General features: G+C 42.1%; 21 protein-coding genes. All 21 read right to left on the bottom strand.

Features of this window, described 5'->3' with window-relative positions; genetic code table 11:
• Positions 1–33 precede the first annotated feature (33 nt).
• Positions 34–1,602 carry an ATP-binding cassette domain-containing protein gene (locus BLP87_RS07090; RefSeq protein ID WP_074462075.1) on the bottom strand — a complete coding sequence of 523 codons (1,569 nt, stop codon included), beginning with the start codon at positions 1,600–1,602 and terminating at the stop codon, positions 34–36.
• A gap of 421 nt (positions 1,603–2,023) precedes the next feature.
• Positions 2,024–4,063, bottom strand: coding sequence for a HelD family protein (locus BLP87_RS07095; RefSeq protein WP_176756614.1), 2,040 nt, complete (start codon positions 4,061–4,063; stop codon positions 2,024–2,026).
• 187 nt (positions 4,064–4,250) lie between these two features.
• Positions 4,251–5,048 (bottom strand): alpha/beta fold hydrolase, encoded by a 798-nt coding sequence (locus BLP87_RS07100; RefSeq protein WP_074462077.1) that lies wholly within the window; start codon positions 5,046–5,048, stop codon positions 4,251–4,253.
• Positions 5,049–5,095: 47 nt separating this feature from the next.
• Positions 5,096–5,842 carry an alpha/beta hydrolase gene (locus tag BLP87_RS07105; RefSeq protein WP_074462078.1) on the bottom strand — a complete coding sequence of 249 codons (747 nt, stop codon included), beginning with the start codon at positions 5,840–5,842 and terminating at the stop codon, positions 5,096–5,098.
• A 142-nt stretch (positions 5,843–5,984) separates the two neighbouring features.
• The gene (locus BLP87_RS07110) at positions 5,985–6,413 is read right to left on the bottom strand and encodes an NUDIX hydrolase (protein ID WP_074462079.1); all 429 of its coding nucleotides are present in this window, start codon (positions 6,411–6,413) and stop codon (positions 5,985–5,987) included.
• 484 nt (positions 6,414–6,897) lie between these two features.
• The gene (locus BLP87_RS07115; protein WP_074462080.1) at positions 6,898–7,857 is read right to left on the bottom strand and encodes a D-2-hydroxyacid dehydrogenase; all 960 of its coding nucleotides are present in this window, start codon (positions 7,855–7,857) and stop codon (positions 6,898–6,900) included.
• 46 nt (positions 7,858–7,903) lie between these two features.
• Positions 7,904–8,467, bottom strand: a complete 564-nt coding sequence (locus BLP87_RS07120) for a hypothetical protein (protein ID WP_074462081.1) — start codon at positions 8,465–8,467, stop codon at positions 7,904–7,906.
• Positions 8,389–9,099, bottom strand: coding sequence for a helix-turn-helix domain-containing protein (locus BLP87_RS07125; RefSeq protein WP_074462082.1), 711 nt, complete (start codon positions 9,097–9,099; stop codon positions 8,389–8,391). The genes BLP87_RS07120 and BLP87_RS07125 overlap by 79 nt, the downstream gene beginning before the upstream one ends.
• Positions 9,100–9,236: 137 nt before the next feature.
• A complete protein-coding gene (locus BLP87_RS07130) occupies positions 9,237–9,734 on the bottom strand; it encodes a hypothetical protein (RefSeq protein WP_074462083.1) in 498 nt (165 codons plus the stop codon).
• A gap of 127 nt (positions 9,735–9,861) precedes the next feature.
• Positions 9,862–10,209, bottom strand: a complete 348-nt coding sequence (locus tag BLP87_RS07135; RefSeq protein ID WP_026654270.1) for a type II toxin-antitoxin system HicB family antitoxin — start codon at positions 10,207–10,209, stop codon at positions 9,862–9,864.
• Positions 10,206–10,466, bottom strand: a complete 261-nt coding sequence (locus tag BLP87_RS07140; RefSeq protein ID WP_026654269.1) for a type II toxin-antitoxin system HicA family toxin — start codon at positions 10,464–10,466, stop codon at positions 10,206–10,208. Before BLP87_RS07140 ends, BLP87_RS07135 begins: the two co-directional genes overlap by 4 nt.
• Before the next feature lie 71 nt (positions 10,467–10,537).
• Positions 10,538–11,308, bottom strand: coding sequence for an MBL fold metallo-hydrolase (locus BLP87_RS07145; RefSeq protein WP_074462084.1), 771 nt, complete (start codon positions 11,306–11,308; stop codon positions 10,538–10,540).
• An 80-nt stretch (positions 11,309–11,388) separates the two neighbouring features.
• Positions 11,389–11,949: a chromate transporter gene (locus tag BLP87_RS07150; RefSeq protein ID WP_074462085.1), complete on the bottom strand. Its 561-nt coding sequence runs from the start codon at positions 11,947–11,949 to the stop codon at positions 11,389–11,391.
• Complete coding sequence (locus BLP87_RS07155; RefSeq protein ID WP_074462086.1) at positions 11,946–12,518, bottom strand: chromate transporter; 573 nt, start codon at positions 12,516–12,518, stop codon at positions 11,946–11,948. Before BLP87_RS07155 ends, BLP87_RS07150 begins: the two co-directional genes overlap by 4 nt.
• Positions 12,519–12,815: 297 nt before the next feature.
• Entirely contained in the window at positions 12,816–13,181 is a 366-nt protein-coding gene (locus BLP87_RS07160; protein WP_074462087.1) for an ACT domain-containing protein, read from the bottom strand.
• Between the two features lie 39 nt (positions 13,182–13,220).
• On the bottom strand, positions 13,221–14,111 hold the full coding sequence (locus tag BLP87_RS07165) for an AraC family transcriptional regulator (RefSeq protein ID WP_074462088.1): 891 nt from the start codon (positions 14,109–14,111) through the stop codon (positions 13,221–13,223).
• A 124-nt stretch (positions 14,112–14,235) separates the two neighbouring features.
• Complete coding sequence (locus tag BLP87_RS07170) at positions 14,236–14,517, bottom strand: SCP2 sterol-binding domain-containing protein (RefSeq protein ID WP_074462089.1); 282 nt, start codon at positions 14,515–14,517, stop codon at positions 14,236–14,238.
• 47 nt (positions 14,518–14,564) lie between these two features.
• A complete protein-coding gene (locus tag BLP87_RS07175; RefSeq protein WP_074462090.1) occupies positions 14,565–15,155 on the bottom strand; it encodes a hypothetical protein in 591 nt (196 codons plus the stop codon).
• Positions 15,156–15,236: 81 nt separating this feature from the next.
• Positions 15,237–15,890, bottom strand: a complete 654-nt coding sequence (locus BLP87_RS07180; RefSeq protein WP_074462091.1) for a CatA-like O-acetyltransferase, family 3 — start codon at positions 15,888–15,890, stop codon at positions 15,237–15,239.
• A gap of 527 nt (positions 15,891–16,417) precedes the next feature.
• Positions 16,418–16,816, bottom strand: coding sequence for a hypothetical protein (locus BLP87_RS07185; RefSeq protein WP_026514856.1), 399 nt, complete (start codon positions 16,814–16,816; stop codon positions 16,418–16,420).
• A gap of 30 nt (positions 16,817–16,846) precedes the next feature.
• Entirely contained in the window at positions 16,847–17,572 is a 726-nt protein-coding gene (locus BLP87_RS07190; protein WP_074462092.1) for a hypothetical protein, read from the bottom strand.
• Positions 17,573–17,671: the final 99 nt, after the last annotated feature.

Raw genomic sequence — 17,671 nt, forward strand, 5'->3', positions numbered from 1 at the left:
TTCTGTCCTTTCTCGATTTGTCATCTCATCATTCTAAAATGGTCTACTAACCCCGTCCACTAGGTTCATTTCCTCAAGCCCCGCACTTGTAAGTAAATACGTCTTCGTGCACACTTCCTCAATATACTTCCTGTCATGCGATATGCTTATCACCGCACCGGGAAAAGAAGCTATCATCTTCCTGATAACAGGTCCCGAAAGTGGCGAGAAGTTACGCGTTGGCTCATCCAAAACAAGCACATTCGCATCGGAAAGACTCATCTTAAGAAGCAACACTTTCGCCTTCTGCCCGCCCGAAAGCTCACGAATCGGATGCTCCATCTCATCTGCGGTATATTTAAGCGAACCAAGATAAGTCCTTATGCGCGTGCGAACCTCCTTATCTCCCGTATCATCCAAAAACTCCACAGGCGTCATATCAAGATCAAGCAAATCCTCATAATTCTGCGGCATATACTGTACCCTCAGGTCTTCTCTTGCCAGAAGTTCATCCGCAATCAACCTAAGAAGCGTAGTTTTCCCGGCTCCATTCGTTCCAACAATGCATACCTTCTCAGGTCCTCTTACCCTTAGAAAAATATCTTTTGCCAAGACCTTTGAACCATCGGGCGCAACCAGCTCATCAAGAGAAAACTCGATAACCGTCTTACCTGCCGGCATCTTCGAATTTTCTTTTCCCAGTTTAAAAAAGATTGTCTCCTCCTGCTCAGGCCGCTCCGTCATGTTCGCATCCTGCTTCTCAAAGCGCTTTTCCATCGACTTCACCGCGCGCATTTTATCCTTAAGCATCTTTCCGACTCCCGGCTCCTGCCTCGAAACATTTGAAAGCGCACGCTCAACCTTATCATGAATCCTGTTGTATCTCTCGTCGCGAAGCTTCTTTTCCTTGCGGTCATTAAGCGCAAGCTGCTCCTGCCTCTCGAAAGCCTCCGCTCTATGCGCAATGTAATGCCTGTAGTTGTCCTTCACGACCACGTAACGGCTCTTGGTCTTGCGCATGATCTGCTCGATATGAATTATCACATTGGCCGTGTTTTCAATAAGCGTCTCGTCATGCGAGATGAAAAGAACTATGTGCTTCCACCCATTTATCAGTCTCTCAAGCAGTTCGAGCGTGCTTATGTCGATATCATTTGACGGCTCATCTAAAAGCAGAACCGTCGGCTCATCAATCAGGATGCGCATCAGCTGCGCCTTTACTTTTTCGCCACCGGACAGACTTCCCATCTTCTGATCTGCATAAAAGAAATCCATAGAAACCCGGAATTCATTCGCCATCTCCGAGAGTTCTTTCGGTGTCTTGTCAAAAAAGCTCCCGGCTTCCGAAAAGTAATCATAAAGAGTTTTTTCTTTTTCCCATTCAGGAAGTTCCTGCGGCAGATAGCCAAGGACTTCGTAGCCAAGAATTCTCTCGCCTTCGCACTCCGCGTACTCTTCCGCAAGCTCCGGATCGTATATCCATTTCATCAGCGTAGATTTGCCGTTGCCCTCCTCGCCGATTATCACAGCCTTATCGCCGTCGTTTAGAGTCAAATTGAATTTATCAAGAATGACGCGTAGGTCCTTGCGATGCGTTATTGTTAAGTTTTTTACGTTAAGCATATTTGTTCCTCCAAAAGTAAAATGATGAGTACGTAAGGAAGCTCTGCGCTCGCATTCGCTCGCCAAAATGGTCCACTACCCCCGTCCCCTGGGACCATATGGAAAAAGAAAAAGCCTATTCTGCATACGCAAAATAGACTCACACAAATAGACCCACATTACATATAGGCTAAACATGCATGATAATCCAGATTAAGCGCACACAAAACAGCCGCCGTAAGCAGCCTCATCATCACTGATAGTGTTCACCTAAACTAATTATCTTCTGTACATATCCTCACCTAAACGCTACGCGTTCTTTCTCTATATTTTTATACTATTACATGCTAACATCGATAAGCCCGCCATGCAAGCGGTTTTTTAAGCCTTCTGCATGAAAGTCCGCCGAAGGCTCACAACCTTTTCCAAACTCAAGGATTTCTTAAATATTCTCCGTCAACTTCCCTTTCGCCAAAACAGCCAGATGCTGCGTAGCTCTGGATACAGCCGTATACAGGCAGTGCTTTCCGAGTTCATCCGAAGGATACGCTTCCGCATCAGCATCAGCCAGAATCACATTATCAAATTCAAGTCCCTTCGCAAGTGCAAGCTCTATAAAAAATACACCTTTCTTTGGCAAACTGTCGCTTTCGGAAATAAGCTGCGGTGCTTTATCGCCAAGCGCACCGGCAATCTTTTCAAGACTGTAACCGCTTCTGCAAATAACCGCAGTAAGGCCGTCTTTCTTTTCAAACTCATTTATAAGAGCCTTAAGCTCTTCATAGTACTCTCTGTCAGAATCGAAGCTCTTTACAACAATCCCTTCTCCCGAGCGCTTTACCGATGAGACCATCATTTTCTTTTCCTGCGGAAGGAGCGAAGCGAACATTTCTGTTATCTCCGGTGAACTTCTGTAGCTTGTCATAAGCGGAAGCTCCACGAATTCTTTTCCTGCCGCTTCTGACATCTCTTTTATCCGGTCAAAAGAAATCGTGCCTTTTCTAATTGCCTGGAACTCATCTCCAAGCAGCATAAAACGCGCGTTGGGGAAAAATTTACTAAATACCATGAGCTGCGCCTCAGTGTAATCCTGCACTTCGTCGATCATGACATAACGCACATTTCTATCACACTTACCTGTGAGCTCCATCTTAGTATAGATCCACTCCGCAGCAGTGATATATTCGCTTCCGAGAATACGCTGTGCAACATGCTTGATGTTGACGAAATTACAACGCCTGATAAAGCTAAGCGCTCCGCCAAAGTCATTTTCAATGCGGTTTTCCTCAGCAGAATCAGATCCTGCCGCACTCTCCGAATCCTCGTTAAAAATATCTTTGGTCCTTAGAATGTTTTTGGCCCGCTCTTCAAGTTCATCCGCAACTGTCTGGATGAGGCGAACCCCCATCGGGAATTGGGAAAATCTTTTTACCACATCAAACACATCGCTCTTTGACATCACAGTCTTGCCGTTGTGAGTAATATTGTAGAAATCATCCTCTTCGGGACTAAGTGTAAGCAAAACATCATGAATCTTCTGCAAACTTCCGTCACCTGTGCCGTCATATTCATTATCCGCAAAAGGAACGCCCACTTTCTTAAGAAACTCATGCCAAGTCAAAGTCGGCGGATTGGTCTCACCAAGATCCGGAAGGACATTGTCGATATAATCGCGGAATACGGGATTAAGGGTTAAAAGACATACATGCTCGGGACGAAGTGTCTTTCTCTTCTGGTAAAAAAGATATGCTATCCTCTGCAAAAGAACCGAAGTCTTACCGCTACCTGCGATACCGTTCACCAAAAGCACCTGCACATCGGGATAACGTATAACTGTATTTTGCTCTTTCTGAATTGTTGCCGTAATAGCCTGCATCTTGTCAGATCTGGTCTGCGAAAGAGATTTAAGGAGCATCGGATCCTCAATCGCAATCTGTGTATCAAAAAATGAAACAAGTTTGTCTCTGTTTATTTCAAACTGACGACGGAGCCTTAAGTCAACAGGTATTGTCCTGTCCTCAACCATGTAGCTTGTGTGCCCGTTCTCCTGATTGTAGTAAACCTCAGCAATCGGAGATCTCCAGTCTACAACCATCTGATCATAGCCGTTTTCTGAGATTGCAGCTCGTCCGATGTAGTAACTTTCAGGCACACTCTCGCCTTCAAACACAAGCTCGATCTTTGCAAAATAAGGCGACTCCAGAAGTTTATTAACTGTCTCTAGTCTTTTGCCCAAAGAATTACTCTCAACATTGTAGGTATCAATGTAACGGTTCCATACCTCAATCTCAGCGAGAGTCTCCATCGTAGTCTCAACATCTGCGTAATCAAAACGGATGTTGTCACGAATATCATTTTTATCTTCAACCGCTTTCTCATTCAGGGCAGTAATCTGCTCCTCGAGATTCTTCTTAATATCCAGCAGTTTATTATAGGTCTTTGTCAAATGGGCCTGTTCATTTTCAAATATTTCATTTCCCATGTCATTTCTCCATACATGCATCGCATGCACATTTCATCATTCTTCAGTTCTGCATATAAATTGTAAAGAAATACTCCTCAATTGTACAGCGTCAAAAAATATACGCATAAAAAGTAGCACTTTTTTCAAATCCGAAAGTGCTACCTAAAATCAGACGTATTTATTATCATATCACAAGCTTACAAATTTATCTCTCACAAAACTCCAGCACTCTGTCATAAAAATCCTTTGCTTCTTCAAATGCACCGTGCCCAAGTCCGTCGTAGATGTATTTATCGCTCCCCTTGATGCCGTCGCTAAGCTCTGCTGCCGCATCATTTCCTACCGTTTTATCATCGCTTCCCGCAATGATCAGCGTCGGCGCGGATATCTTTGAAAGCTCATCACGTACATCAAAATCCAAAATCGCATACGCATTCTTATAAAATCTATCATAACTTGCAGGCTTGGTAAGCTTTGCAACAAGCGGAAATATTTTTCTGTTCTTATCAAGGTACTTTTGCGAGTACATTTTTTCGGCAGTATCAATCATAAGCGTCTTATGATCATCTCTCCTTGCCATATCGATCCACCCCGTCACCGCATCCTTCAAAACAGGATTGGCATACGGCGCCGTCACAGCAAGAATCAGCTTTTCAACCATCTCAGAATGATATACGGCAAGACATTGTGCTATCATTCCGCCCTGCGACACGCCAAGAACAGAAGCCTTCTCAATTCCCAAACTCTTCATCGCCAAAGCCAGATCATCCGCCATATCCTTGATGCTATACCCATCCGGCATGTCTTCCTTCCTGCTAAACATATAAACGGTATAGTCAGCCCAAAATTTCTTGTATGACCCTGCAAGAATCCACGCTTTTTCCTTCACCGTAGCAAGTCCATCCGACAATCCCGGCAAAACAACCAGTTTTTTCGCCCCATCTCCAAAAGCAACATAATGCATCACAGTATTGCCCAAAGTTACGTAACCATTCTTTTTCATGTTTCAAGCCCCATTTCATCCAGTTATTTAGTGTAATTAATGGTCCACTACCCCCGTCCCCCGGGTCCACTCAGCACCCACGAGAACGCCTTCGCAGTCCTTATGTCCACATCCTTGAAGTGGTTTCCTTCATTCCATTCAAGCACGCTCTCTACGCCCTGCTTCCGCAACAGGTCAAAAGAAATCTCAATACAATCCGCAACAGTCGCCATTACGGGATTCTTTGTCTTTGCCTCGCGATTTCCAAGACTCAGATACACCCTGTCCGCATTGATCTTGCCGGCTTTCATGTGATCAACAAATCCCGGAAACCATATAGACGGCGAAGCTGCTGCCACTCCGGTAAAAAGATCTGTCTGATAAGCCGCCCACAGCGCAAATAAGCCCGCGAGTGAGTATCCGCCGATGTAGTATTTCTTTTTCTCACGTGATATTCCCGTAACTTCTTTGCCACCTGTCAGCGGTGAAAATAATTTATCTTTAGTCTTCTCTGACAGTACCTCATCATTCGTATACTCAGACAGCACATTACCACTTCTCAAATCCTGTAATAATTCTTTCAGCGTCTCACCCGCACCGCCTCCAAAACCTTCATCTCCAAACACTGCAGGTGCCTGCCACGGCGACAGCTCCATATTCCAATCTTCAACCTTATAGGCAAGCAAAAAGAAATCATCTCCGACACTATCTCTTATATGCGCAATTTCTTTTTCCATACCCGAAACTTCATGATTCCCGATCAGCTGAACAAGTACATTCGCAGAATCGGGATTTCCGTATTCGTAACGCTTCATCCGATAAGCCTCCAAACCAGCATATTAACTGAATTTGCTCTATTCGGTTTCATCACCGTAAAATCATGATTAGCATTGCTTCCATCATCGGAAATCAAGCTCAGTATCGGTTTCATCACCAAAATCATGATCAACATCGATTTTAACCTATAAATCCGCGTCTTTTCGCCTCATCAATCAGCTTTGGCTGAATCAGCGGATAAGTCAGCTCTTGAGGCACCTCATCAAAGAACGCAATTCTCTCGATCTCACTGTGGAGCTCTTTTTCCAGCTCTTCAATCTCAGCATAGAACAGGCCGCCGAAAGTTTCCGCTCCTGCGAACTCATCAGGCGCCGTAACCGAATAGATGCAGACCGGTTTGATATCATACTTCACCGCGCCGGTCTCCTCATAAAGCTCACGCTTTGCGGCATCCAATATAGATTCGCCATCTTCTCTGTGCCCGCCCGGAATCTCATATGTACTGCGCTCTCTGTGCTTGCAAAATACATACTTTCCATCCATCTTAGCAATAATAACCGCAAATTTAAGAAGTGAATCTTCCATCTTGTCGTAGAATTTTATCTGCATGTTTTCACCCTCGTTCTATGTTGTTGTGGATTGATTTCATAGCCCCGATTGACTCAACTTAGCATTTCCCCCTCTGCAGTAAACCAATTCCGCTCCTGCGAATGACCCTACTCCGCACTTTTCTCTTCCAGGGTCATAGTATCTCAGTAAGGCATATGACCTATATTCCCCATTTCGCCTTCCAGGGTCATAGCAGCTCGCAAAGCCATATGACCTAAATCACCCTTTTCACCTTCTAGGGTCATAGCACCTCAACAAGCTCTATGACCTAAATCAGCCTTTTCACCTTCCAGGGTCATAGCAGCTCGCAAAGCCATATGACCTAAATCAGCTTTTTCACCTTCCAGGGTCATAGCAGCTCGCAAAGCCATATGGCTCAGATTGCCATTTCTTCTCCTGCAGTCATGCGATTATGCCCAAGCAGTTGACTCAACCTAGCATTTTCCGCTTCCGCAACCAATCACTCTTCGCTCTTACACCTGCATCAATACCCTCGCGCCTTATCAATCACATGCTTAAGCGGCCTGCCCTCGGCGTAATTGACCATATTCTCGCAGAACATTTCAACATTTTTATCAAGCGTATGATCAAGTGTCAAATTGCCTGCCACATGCGGCGTTATGATCAGGTTCTTAGTATTCCAAAGAGGGCTCACCTCCGGAAGCGGCTCGTTTGCAAACACATCCAGCGCCGCCCCCGCAAGCTTTTCGTTCTCAAGATTCTCTATAAGTGCACTTTCATCAATTGCCGATCCGCGTCCGACATTCACAACATATGCGCCCTTAGGCAGAAGTGCCATTCTTTCTTTGGATAACACCCCTTCTGTCTCCGCAGTCCCCGGAAGGCACATGACCAGCAGCTCGGTATCACGGAGCACTTCATCAAGCTCATCAATTCTGAATATCTTGTCAAAAGAACTTTCGCTGCATTTTCCACTCCTGCACACGCCTACAATACTCTTAGGTTCAAACGCTTTCGCTCTTTTTGCAAAAGAACTTCCGATATCACCGGTACCAAGCACCGTAATCCTACAGTCCTTAAGCGACTTCTGAGGCAACGGTCTGCCCCATTCTCCCAAAATAGACTTTCTGAAAAAGACATGCATTTGCCTCATCATCATAAGACTCACCATGATTATATGTTCCGCAATGCTCACTCCATACGCGCCTGCCGAATTGGTGATGATGCAATCTTCGTTTGCAAACACTCCCGGTTTTAAAAGAAAATCAACACCCGCAGAAGGCGCGCAAAACCACTTAATATGCCTGCTCTTTCCGATAGTTTTTAAGCCTGTTCCATAAAAGACTTCAGCATCCTCAAAATCCTCCGGAATACTGTCTTCCGAATCTATAAAACAAACCTCAGCACCGACTTTCACTGCAGTTTCACTGATCAAATTCTTGTGTTGCGGTCTTAATGCCTTGTTATAAACAATTATCTTCATCTCCACACCTCAATATGCGCCGCCTACGCATGTTCTGTAATCCTGTCTACCTTTGCTTTCCTGATGTTTCTCTTCCCTCGTCTTCGGGAGAATATTCACTCCAAATTCCCTTTGAAAACCCAAAACTGTAAATTGAAAATCTTTCAAGTGTAGATCCATTCTTCAGATCATATGCATTTAAATCTTTTTTCAAATAATCCTTTTGAACCGTCTCTGCTTCATCATTCGCTATATTAGGATATGATAATAATACATAAATAATCCGCTTATTATCATTGTCGATAAGTGCATATTCATAAACACTACTATACCCGTCCGATGACACGTATGCTGGAAAATTATATGTTTCTGTATCATATATGATATTTTCTATATGATAATCACTATCCTCACGATTTGTTTCGAACACCGTGCAAGATATCTTTGACAAGCGTTCTATTTCTTTTTGGAACTCATCATCTTCATATGTGGCAGAAAAAAATATATATCCATCCGTATCAAACATTCCTGTTTTAAGAGCCGATTCATATTCTACAGAAACAGCATTTTGGCCATCATTTGGAAAAATAAATAATCCGGTATCAAGATCAGATCCGTATTCTTCAAGCAAATACTCTTTATCATAGTTATCGATTCCCGACTTCTTATCATAGGGCTGGCTAGCCTCAAAAAAGCAAGTCCGATAACAAGCGCATTTATCACAATAAATTTTACGCTTATCGCGATCAGCAAAATGACTATTACTCGCACAACCGTTGCAAAATGTTTTTTCTCGGCAAGTTTTTCCAATATTCCATTGGCATAAAGCGTTGTTATGGCAAATGCCACCAATCCCAAAAAAGATAATACAACTGCCCCAAACCTGAATATATTAGGCTCATATTCAATGCACTGAAACACTACTGCCAAAGTCAGGAACATTGTTCCTATCAGGCTGATTATCCTTACCCATTTGAAAAGACTGCTTTTCTCCGTTCCTGCGTAATCTGCCATTTTGTCGGCAACTTCTTTTATTTCTTCATTCATCCCGCTTTTCCTTTCGCCATCAATTATTTCTCGCACATCCACATCGTAATAATCAGCAATAGCGGACAAAAGAGAAATATCCGGCATATTAGATCCTGTCTCCCAACGTGAAACGCTCCTTGAAGACACACCAAGGAGCTGCGCAAGTTCTTCCTGGGTAATCCCTTTTTCTTTTCTCAAATCTTTTAAAAATAAGCCTATCTTCTTCTGATCCATGGGATACCTCCTTCCCTTGCATGATAATTTTATCCGAAGCAGCATTAACACGACACAAAGCGGGAATTGCCGTATTTACTGCATTAGACAGTAGTGTCTATAATTCTTTTTTCCCAAAAAATCCCTATAAAACGTAATCATCTCACACGCTTTCCGTGTATCTCACAATCAAGAGTATGAGTTCCGTCATCAGAAACCATTACGTTTTTCCAAGTAAAACTGTTGTCAGTAATATCAGAAAAAATCCAATATATATTCTCTTCATCCAGAACCTTTCCAACAAGTTCATTGCCTTTCTTATCAAAACGCAGTCTCTTCATACAGTGATCGCATGTATATACAACATCATAGCAATTCTCAAAATGATTAAACATGCGTAAAGAAGAGCCGTATTCACCGTCCGGTTGAGGCGCTGTTTCTTTGGTATCACGCGACGGAAATATAAAAACATCCTGTATTCCCGCACCTTCAAGCACTCTTCTAAAGAGCCACTCTCCCTTTACATATCTTTTTTGACCATTAAATTCATCATAATAATCGCAGTCCCAATCTCCAATAAGCGGTGCAAACCAGTCATATTCATATGGGATTTTATCAGTTTTGACAGATAATAATGCATCAACAAAGCTATCCATTTTTATACCTTCCTTTTGGCTTCCTCTAAGTCATCTCATAAAAAACACTCAAGAATATGTAATATCAAAAAAGTACCGCACGGATTATGTTTCGCTTGGTACTTTTATATACTAATAGTATTTCAATTTATCCTTCAAGAATATCAAGTTCATCATCTATTGCCCTTGATACAAACTGATTTATCGTGATTCCCTCATTTGCAGCGTATAAAGCGATTTTTTTATGCTGCTCCGGTTTAATACGCACATTAAAAGATCCTTTAAACTCGCGTTCAGGTTCTTTTCCAACTTGTTTACAGTAATCAAGGTAATTATCTATACAGTCGTGCATTGACTGAGTTAGCTCCTTTACAGACTCTCCATGAAAATTCAAAGAGTCATTGATTCCAAGCACATGACCTATAAAAATCTGGTCCTCACTGTCAAACTCAACTTTTGCATGATACCCATTGTATTCCATCAATGAACTGATCATTCTATCTCACCTACTTCCTTTAAAAAAGCTTTAATCATTTTGATATGGTATCGATATAATTCGTTTCCCGGATGTGGTCCATCAAACTGAAGTATTCGCTTAGTTTCCACATGATAATAACCTATTCCTGAACCTCTTCCACCTTCAAATTTTTCACATCCACACTGCTTCATCAGAGCATCAAGCTCTCGTATGGTAAAGCTTGTTGGTGCCGGTTTTGACAACAGTTTTTCCAATAACTTAGATTTCTTTGGCACAGCAACTCCTTTGCAACTATTTTCCAGTTACACTATAACATTTTGCAACATCCCAGTCAATTTTTTATTACTTACCGATAGCATATAACACTCGCAGCTCGGTCATACTCCTTATCGTTTTCAAGCTTGAACGGATGTTGTTTTGCCACGCCGCCAAACCAATTGTATGGCAGGTCATTTTCTGTTTCGCCGTTACATATCTCGACTGCACCTTGCCTCATGCACCTTAATAGTGATATGTCGTCAAAACCTGTCGCATGACCATGCAATATCACATCCGCCTCTTTTTCCAAGAATATGATCTTATCAAGCGCCTTTACGTATTCTTGCATCTCCGGACAGCCGTCCAATTGCATCCATAAATGATGGTTAACGGAATCACCTGTGAAAAGAATCCTCACCTCCCTTAGAAGCAACAGAATTCCGCCGGGAGTATGCCCCGGAAGTTCATATACTTCAAGTGTCTTTCCTCCAAGATCTATCACATCACCGCCTTTGATCGGCTTAAGAGGCGGAACAGAAACGCCTTTATCATTACATATTTCCACAAATTCAGGCTCATTAAAAAAAGACGATGCCATCTCAAAATCCTTAGGATTCATGTATGCCTCATCAAAGTATACATTCCCAAAGATATGATCCGGATGGCCATGCGTGTTTACAACAACGATCGGCTTGTCAGTAATTTCCCTGACAACCTTGTGAAGGTCATTATAGCCATTCATCGTATCGATCACGCAGACTCTTTCATCGCCTACAACTATGTACCCCGTCGCTTCGTGCGCCTCATCCATAAGATATAGAAAAGGCTTTAATTGCTTAATATACAATTCTTTTTCCATACAAAAGACCTCCCGAAACATCAGCTCACGTTTATACTCCGCTTGGTACTTTTTTAATCAGTATATCATTATCACAATTACTATAATGAATATGCCACAATTCCCACCACTGCCGACAAACAAATAAGCATGATAGGATTTAACCCTTTTTTCAAAACCTTCCTTGAGCCAAAATATATAAGCGCAATAGCGCAGGTCAACCCGATTGTGAGAAAATCCGCCTTGGAATCAAATAACAGTCCGCAGTTTTTTCCGAGCATATGTGTTCCCGTAACCAAAATAATACCGATAATACACGGCTTTAATCCACTCAAAACCGCTTTTACATATTGATTTTGGAGGAACTTATTCATAACTACCATGATCAGCAAAATGATGAAAAAAGCCGGCAACACAACCGCTGTAGTGGCAATTGCCGCACCTATAAGTCCTCCTTTTTCACTACCCACATATGTAGCCATGTTTACCATGATCGGTCCGGGAGTACTTTCGCTTATTGCGATCATATATGTCAACATCTCTTCATCGAGCCATCCATGAGCCATAACCACATCCCTGATAAGTGGAATCGCTGCATAGGCGCCACCAAAAGAAAAGAAGCCGACTTCCAAAAAGCCTATGAGCAAATCAAGATATATCATTTCTCTACCCGCTCCTTTTCCGCATTTTTTATCATAAATACCATAAGTCCAATAACTGCAGCCGCGAGCATCAATACCATCGAAGATATATTTAGTGAAAAAAGATTGATCACTACCATTGAAATCACAGCAAAGCAGAACATTGAAATCTGCAATGGCGCTTTTTTCATCTTTTTTAGCATCTTTAAAGCTGCGTCTATGATAAGAATTCCCACCGCTATCTTGATTCCCTTAAATGCATTTGCAACCTGGGTTATCTCAAGAAAATGATTCAGGAATCTTGAGATCAGATAGATAATTATAAATGAAGGGAGCACCACCCCAAGCATTGCTGCGATTGCTCCCTGTAATTTACCTTTCTTATATCCGACATAGGTTGCACAGTTAATCGCTATAGGCCCCGGTGTAGACTCCGCGATTACCGCAACCGTCATCATTTCATCATGTGTTATCCATTTTTTATTCTCAACGCAAATATTCTCTATCAGAGAGATCATCGCGTAACCTCCGCCAAAGGTAAACAATCCTATTTTGGCAAAGGTAAAAAACAATTCAAATAATACAGGCACTTTAACGTCTCCTTAATTATCACAAAGCCATTCTCATCGAAGCCACACCGTCAGTGCAATTTTTTCGGCGGCGAAAATCATACATTCACCGGTTTCCGCCGCTTTATCTCCACTTCTAATTTGCTAAAACAATAGTTGCGATAGAATTGCATTTTATACATTCTTGAACATGAAGTTCAAGAATGCATCAACCAAGCTAATTTGAATCGACTTCGTCGATAGGGCTTGGTTGACTCCTGAATCATGTTCTCACGAAATCCGCAGCCAGTGCGGATTTCTGTAATTTCAGTTAAGATATCATACTATTATATACCCTTCAGACGCCAAAACGTCCAACGCTCGCTCAAAGTTTTCTTCTTTCACAAGAATATAATCCGTGTTATATGTCGACACAGCGAAGATTCCGATTTTATGCTCTGCGAGTATGCCGGACAGCTTTGACATAATGCCAATCAATGAAAAATCAAGAACACCCTGAATACGAAAGCCTCTCCAGCCATCATCACGCTCGAGCGTTTTTTGTGGCGCATCCTCCTTTCTGCACACCAATGACAACTCTTCATCAGTCTTACCGATAAAGTAGAAAGGGGCATCAATGTTAATATTGGATGCCTCTGCCACTTTGCAAACAGTAAGTTTATGCTCAATTCTTTTCAATTCCATATGTAATCGTTTCCTCCATAAACTTAAAAATTGCTGTTTTTACTTCTTCTTGATCGGAATCCACAGCTCGCAGAATATATCCGGCCTGGTTCCGTCATAGTAAAGTTCATAGTCAGTCTCTTCAGAAGCTTCATAGCCCATCTGCGGCAAAAACTCCTTATAGAACTTTACCCAGGTCTTTGCGATGCAGTCGCCGTCTTCGCCTACACAATCAAATACCACATACGTACCGGGATTGACGTCCCAGATGCGGAAACCTTTTTTCTCCAGATCTGCCTGATCAAACTCTTTGGTATCCTCATCAATAATGATGCCGATACCGTATTCAAAAGTATCTTTTCCTTCCTTCGTCGGGCTGCAAAGGCCGTATAGGTCGCGCTTCCCGTCCTCTCTCAGCATATATATCGGAGAAAGCATCTGCTTACTGTTGCACTCTCCCCAGAAGTCAGCCACATCGTGGTTGGCTTCGTCGTTGATAATAGCGTTGCTGAACTCCCTTACCAATGCAATAAACTTCTTTTCCTTTGTCTGAACAATACGATAATCCATACTCTTACCACCTTTCACAGATATAGTAATCGTAAGCGGATTAAAAAGCACAAGTTTGCCGGCTTCTTCTCTGGCAGTTTTGGGCGCAACACCATGAAATCTTGTAAAAGCTTTGGTAAAACTTTCCGGTGTCTCATAGCCATACTTCATCGCCAGATCGGTGATCTTAGCATCGGTCTCCACAAGTTCTTTTCCCGCCAAAGACAAGCGGCGGTTCCTTATATATGCGTTGGCCGTTAAGCCCGTCACGAAACTGAAAGCCCTGTGAAACTCATAGCTCGACGTGTGCACCTGCCTTGCTACATCTTCATAGTTGATCTCCTCGAGAAGATGCTCCTCAATATACGTGATGGCTTTTTGTAATGCTTCGATCCATTCCATGCTTTCGTCCTCCCTCTTACACAATCCATTATGGACGAGATCCGTAATAGGTACATTTCCTCGTTTGCGAAGATTTGTCAGGTGGCTGTCCCGCTTCTACTTTTCTACTCGTCAGTTTCCTCCATCATTTAAGTAACTTAGAAAACTCCAACGCCTTTCCGACATCACCGTCAACCTTAAGTTTACCAATAGTAAAAGCAGCAACAGGATCAAGCTTACCGGAAATCAGCTTGTTGAAATCATCAGACTTGATAGTGATAGCACAGTTTCTGTCATGATAGTCATAAGGTTCCACGTTAATCTTATGGTCCTTAACTTCAACATAGAACACATTCGGCTCAGTATCTGTAAGATTTACCTGCACTGCAAGGAAATCTACATTACTAACATCTGCCTTCTCAGCCAACTTTCTAACATTTCATGTTCCTGATCCTCCTTATTTTTTAATAAACTTTACATACTCACCTTACTCTCTATACTTGCCTGCATATTTCTAAGCACAGGCCTCAACTTTCCAAGAACCTTCATGTTCCGTAACAGTACAGAAATTTTTTCAAGTTTCGTGTCATGATCAAAAAACTGATCTACTGTTGTCCAAAGCTGCTTTTCACAGTCTTCTCTGCGATAATCAGAAAGCGAAATCAGCGCGAGACAGTAATAATATCCGGCAATATCAAAACCGAACCAGTATTCATCGTCAAACGGCGGAATGTATGATTCCAAGAGCTTAAGCACAGTATCAACTGTTTTTTCCTTCTCAGCGAAAGGCTGCATTCTCTGATAATCTTTGAGCGTAACAGGTGCATGTGTAGTCTGAGCTATTTTCTTACAAAGTTCCCAGATTTCCTCATTGGATGCACCAACCTCTTCAGCCGCCTCTAATAAAGGCAGTGTAATCTTGGATTTCCAGATATTCTCACCCGGAAACTTCGGTCCCGTTATCACATAGGTTTTATTATTATCGGTGCAATCCTTTAAATACGCTTCCTCTTTTGCCAGATATTCACGAACTTCGGATACGGTTGGAATTTTTTTCTTTGCCATACTACTCTCCTCCAAGATCACCTAAACGCCATTTACATAATTACCACTCTATAGCCTTTGTTACTCTTGCCATTTTTCCTTTCATATCTTCACAGTAAAAGCCTCTATCTCTTTTTCCAAAAGCCGGAACACATTCGCAACCAGATAACCGTCAGCTATCGCATGATTTAAGCGGACACTCACGGGCATAACGAGTCTGCCGTTCTCTTCGCGATATTTCCCCCAATTGATAATAGGTGCAAAAAACAAATGCCCATCCGGAAGTTCAATATTAAGCGAATCATATGAAAGCCATGATATGTAAGATGCATCAAACCAATTAGGGTGATTAGCCATGTCCAACATATACTCTCTTGTCTTCTTGGCATCCTCAACATCCTTCAGAGCGCCTGCGTAAAAAATTTCGTAGTTCTCATCATATTTTGTATATATCGGAGTGCAAGTTTCGGTATCTTCATGAAAAACATACTGCGTAGGATTGATCACATCGTAGCAGATGAGCTCGTCCGTTTGCCATAGATACCCCATTCTGTAATCATCTCGCGAATTGAGAACCTTCGAAAGGATATAAAGGAAATTGATGTAAAACTTTGTTCCTGCCTTTTTTGAAAAAAGAACAAGATCTGTAACATCAATCCTGGCTGTCATAGAGGTTGAGCATTTACAATCCTCTGAAAAGTGGCGGAACACGCCTTTTCTGTAGTATGTTTCTTTATCTATTATTTTGTAGTTCATTTTTCTCTCCCATAAAATCAATCCATATCGCCTCCAGAACATTTGTTTCTTATAATTATTACTTGCTGCTACCAGTAATTACGGTAGGCGGTTAGTCCTTCAACCGGAGGACTGTGACCTCCGTTAATCATAGAAATCTCTCATGAGAAATCTTTGTTGGAGGAACTTGCTTATGCTCACCATCACTGACCTTATCGCAGTGCTTGCACTGTGTGCGACTTATATTTGATAGTATTCCTATCAAATATAAGTCGCTACGCTTTAGATGCGACCGATGCGCAGATGAATTATGCAAGCTAAAGCTTGCGCGCATCGGCGCGAAAAGAGTCGCAAGCGACTCTTTGTTCTAGTCTTGGTTATATGCATGGAAAGCATGATTCCAAGACACAAAAATAACCGCCCATTGTCCTGGCAGACTTGTATGAGCGGTTATTAACTACTTAAACTTGTTTGGGGCTAACCGTCTATCGGTAGCACCTTTTTCATTTCTTATACTACCATCACCGCACAGTATCGTCAAACCAATGTTATGCTTTTATATTAGATTTATTATGTCGTAAATATCCCCTAATCAGCTCTATATCTTTATGGTCTTTTTCTCGTCCCAGTTCCTTCTTCATCTCAAGTAGTCCCGCAATCGTGATAACCGGAATACCTTCAACCTGTGTAACCGTATCATTTATCCAGTTTTCAAAAATCTCGATATGATCACTATATTCGAAATGTCTGTTACCACTTTCAGTAAGCCTGAAAGAAAAACCATCATTTTCTAATCTGTCTGCCATCTTTCGATTACATCCAAGATCGATATCTGATGTCTGTTCCTTAATTCCATATAATGCCATTGCACTACCGGCAAGCACCCAATAATCTTCTCTGCTATACGGAAATGCTTCTAATTCTTTTATTATTTCTGCTTTATCCATTGTCACCTGCTGCCGCTATTTCCGGCGGAATTATAGTAGTTTCTCATTAACAATCAAGGAATCATACAGCCACTTATCAATCTGATACTCATGCACCTCAAAAGGCGCCCACACCACCGGTTCGCCCATTCCTTGAATCCGATCACAGAACGATCCGACTTCGGAAAAAGAATTCGCTATCAGGCCTGTTTCACAGTCAACTTTGTACCTAAGTTCAGGATGTTTCTTTATTTCTTCATTTAAAGAATTAATTAAATAGCACTCAAGATAAAAACTTCCATTTCCACCGCTTTCACATCCCAGAATGTCACAGCCCAAAAAAGTGCACGAAAGTGTGGATTCTTCACCTTCCTTAAACTCAGAAAAAGTTCCTTCTTTTTCATATTCATCAAAGATTTCCTCGCCGGTAAAAAGTCCTACCACTCTGTATCCATCAACATTTTTCAGATACCCGTAAACCTTCAATGCATCTTCTATCCCTGCAAATCTGGTATCCGGTGCCATACGCCCGCTGTTAAACAAATCTGAGACCACGTTGCAGAAATCTGTGAATTCAGCGTCGGTTAGTTGCAATTTCTTTTTATATTGAATCCTGTCACTTTCCGGATAATTAGTCCAAAAACATTTTGCCAGATCGGGAAATGTATCACTCAGGCCACTTCCAACCGATAAAATATGAATTGCTTCAAGGTTGAGCCATTCCGGCTTTTCAAGCGGCTTAACTATGTAATAACCGAAACATTTCATAGCACTCATATAGGTTCCTTTTTATACAAATACTTTCTTAATCGAATCCACCGCTTGCGTATTAACAGTCTCCCATTCAAGCTCTTTAGCAAACTCATTTTTGTTACG

The sequence above is a fragment of the Butyrivibrio hungatei genome, assembly GCF_900101605.1.
In the GTDB taxonomy this organism is placed as follows: domain Bacteria; phylum Bacillota; class Clostridia; order Lachnospirales; family Lachnospiraceae; genus Butyrivibrio; species Butyrivibrio hungatei_B.

Bases quoted from the DNA above. Each gene is read 5' to 3' on its own strand.
- BLP87_RS07100 (WP_074462077.1), bottom strand. From the start codon at position 5,048: ATGAAAAAGAATGGTTACGTAACTTTGGGCAATACTGTGATGCATTAT.
- BLP87_RS07180 (WP_074462091.1), bottom strand. From the start codon at position 15,890: ATGAACTACAAAATAATAGATAAAGAAACATACTACAGAAAAGGCGTG.
- BLP87_RS07150 (WP_074462085.1), bottom strand. From the start codon at position 11,949: ATGATATATCTTGATTTGCTCATAGGCTTTTTGGAAGTCGGCTTCTTT.
- BLP87_RS07175 (WP_074462090.1), bottom strand. From the start codon at position 15,155: ATGGCAAAGAAAAAAATTCCAACCGTATCCGAAGTTCGTGAATATCTG.
- BLP87_RS07125 (WP_074462082.1), bottom strand. From the start codon at position 9,099: ATGGATCAGAAGAAGATAGGCTTATTTTTAAAAGATTTGAGAAAAGAA.
- BLP87_RS07190 (WP_074462092.1), bottom strand. From the start codon at position 17,572: ATGAGTGCTATGAAATGTTTCGGTTATTACATAGTTAAGCCGCTTGAA.
- BLP87_RS07095 (WP_176756614.1), bottom strand. From the start codon at position 4,063: ATGGGAAATGAAATATTTGAAAATGAACAGGCCCATTTGACAAAGACC.
- BLP87_RS07135 (WP_026654270.1), bottom strand. From the start codon at position 10,209: ATGATCAGTTCATTGATGGAATACAATGGGTATCATGCAAAAGTTGAG.
- BLP87_RS07165 (WP_074462088.1), bottom strand. From the start codon at position 14,111: ATGGAATGGATCGAAGCATTACAAAAAGCCATCACGTATATTGAGGAG.
- BLP87_RS07105 (WP_074462078.1), bottom strand. From the start codon at position 5,842: ATGAAGCGTTACGAATACGGAAATCCCGATTCTGCGAATGTACTTGTT.
- BLP87_RS07090 (WP_074462075.1), bottom strand. From the start codon at position 1,602: ATGCTTAACGTAAAAAACTTAACAATAACGCATCGCAAGGACCTACGC.
- BLP87_RS07110 (WP_074462079.1), bottom strand. From the start codon at position 6,413: ATGCAGATAAAATTCTACGACAAGATGGAAGATTCACTTCTTAAATTT.
- BLP87_RS07115 (WP_074462080.1), bottom strand. From the start codon at position 7,857: ATGAAGATAATTGTTTATAACAAGGCATTAAGACCGCAACACAAGAAT.
- BLP87_RS07130 (WP_074462083.1), bottom strand. From the start codon at position 9,734: ATGGATAGCTTTGTTGATGCATTATTATCTGTCAAAACTGATAAAATC.
- BLP87_RS07145 (WP_074462084.1), bottom strand. From the start codon at position 11,308: ATGGAAAAAGAATTGTATATTAAGCAATTAAAGCCTTTTCTATATCTT.
- BLP87_RS07185 (WP_026514856.1), bottom strand. From the start codon at position 16,816: ATGGATAAAGCAGAAATAATAAAAGAATTAGAAGCATTTCCGTATAGC.
- BLP87_RS07160 (WP_074462087.1), bottom strand. From the start codon at position 13,181: ATGGAATTGAAAAGAATTGAGCATAAACTTACTGTTTGCAAAGTGGCA.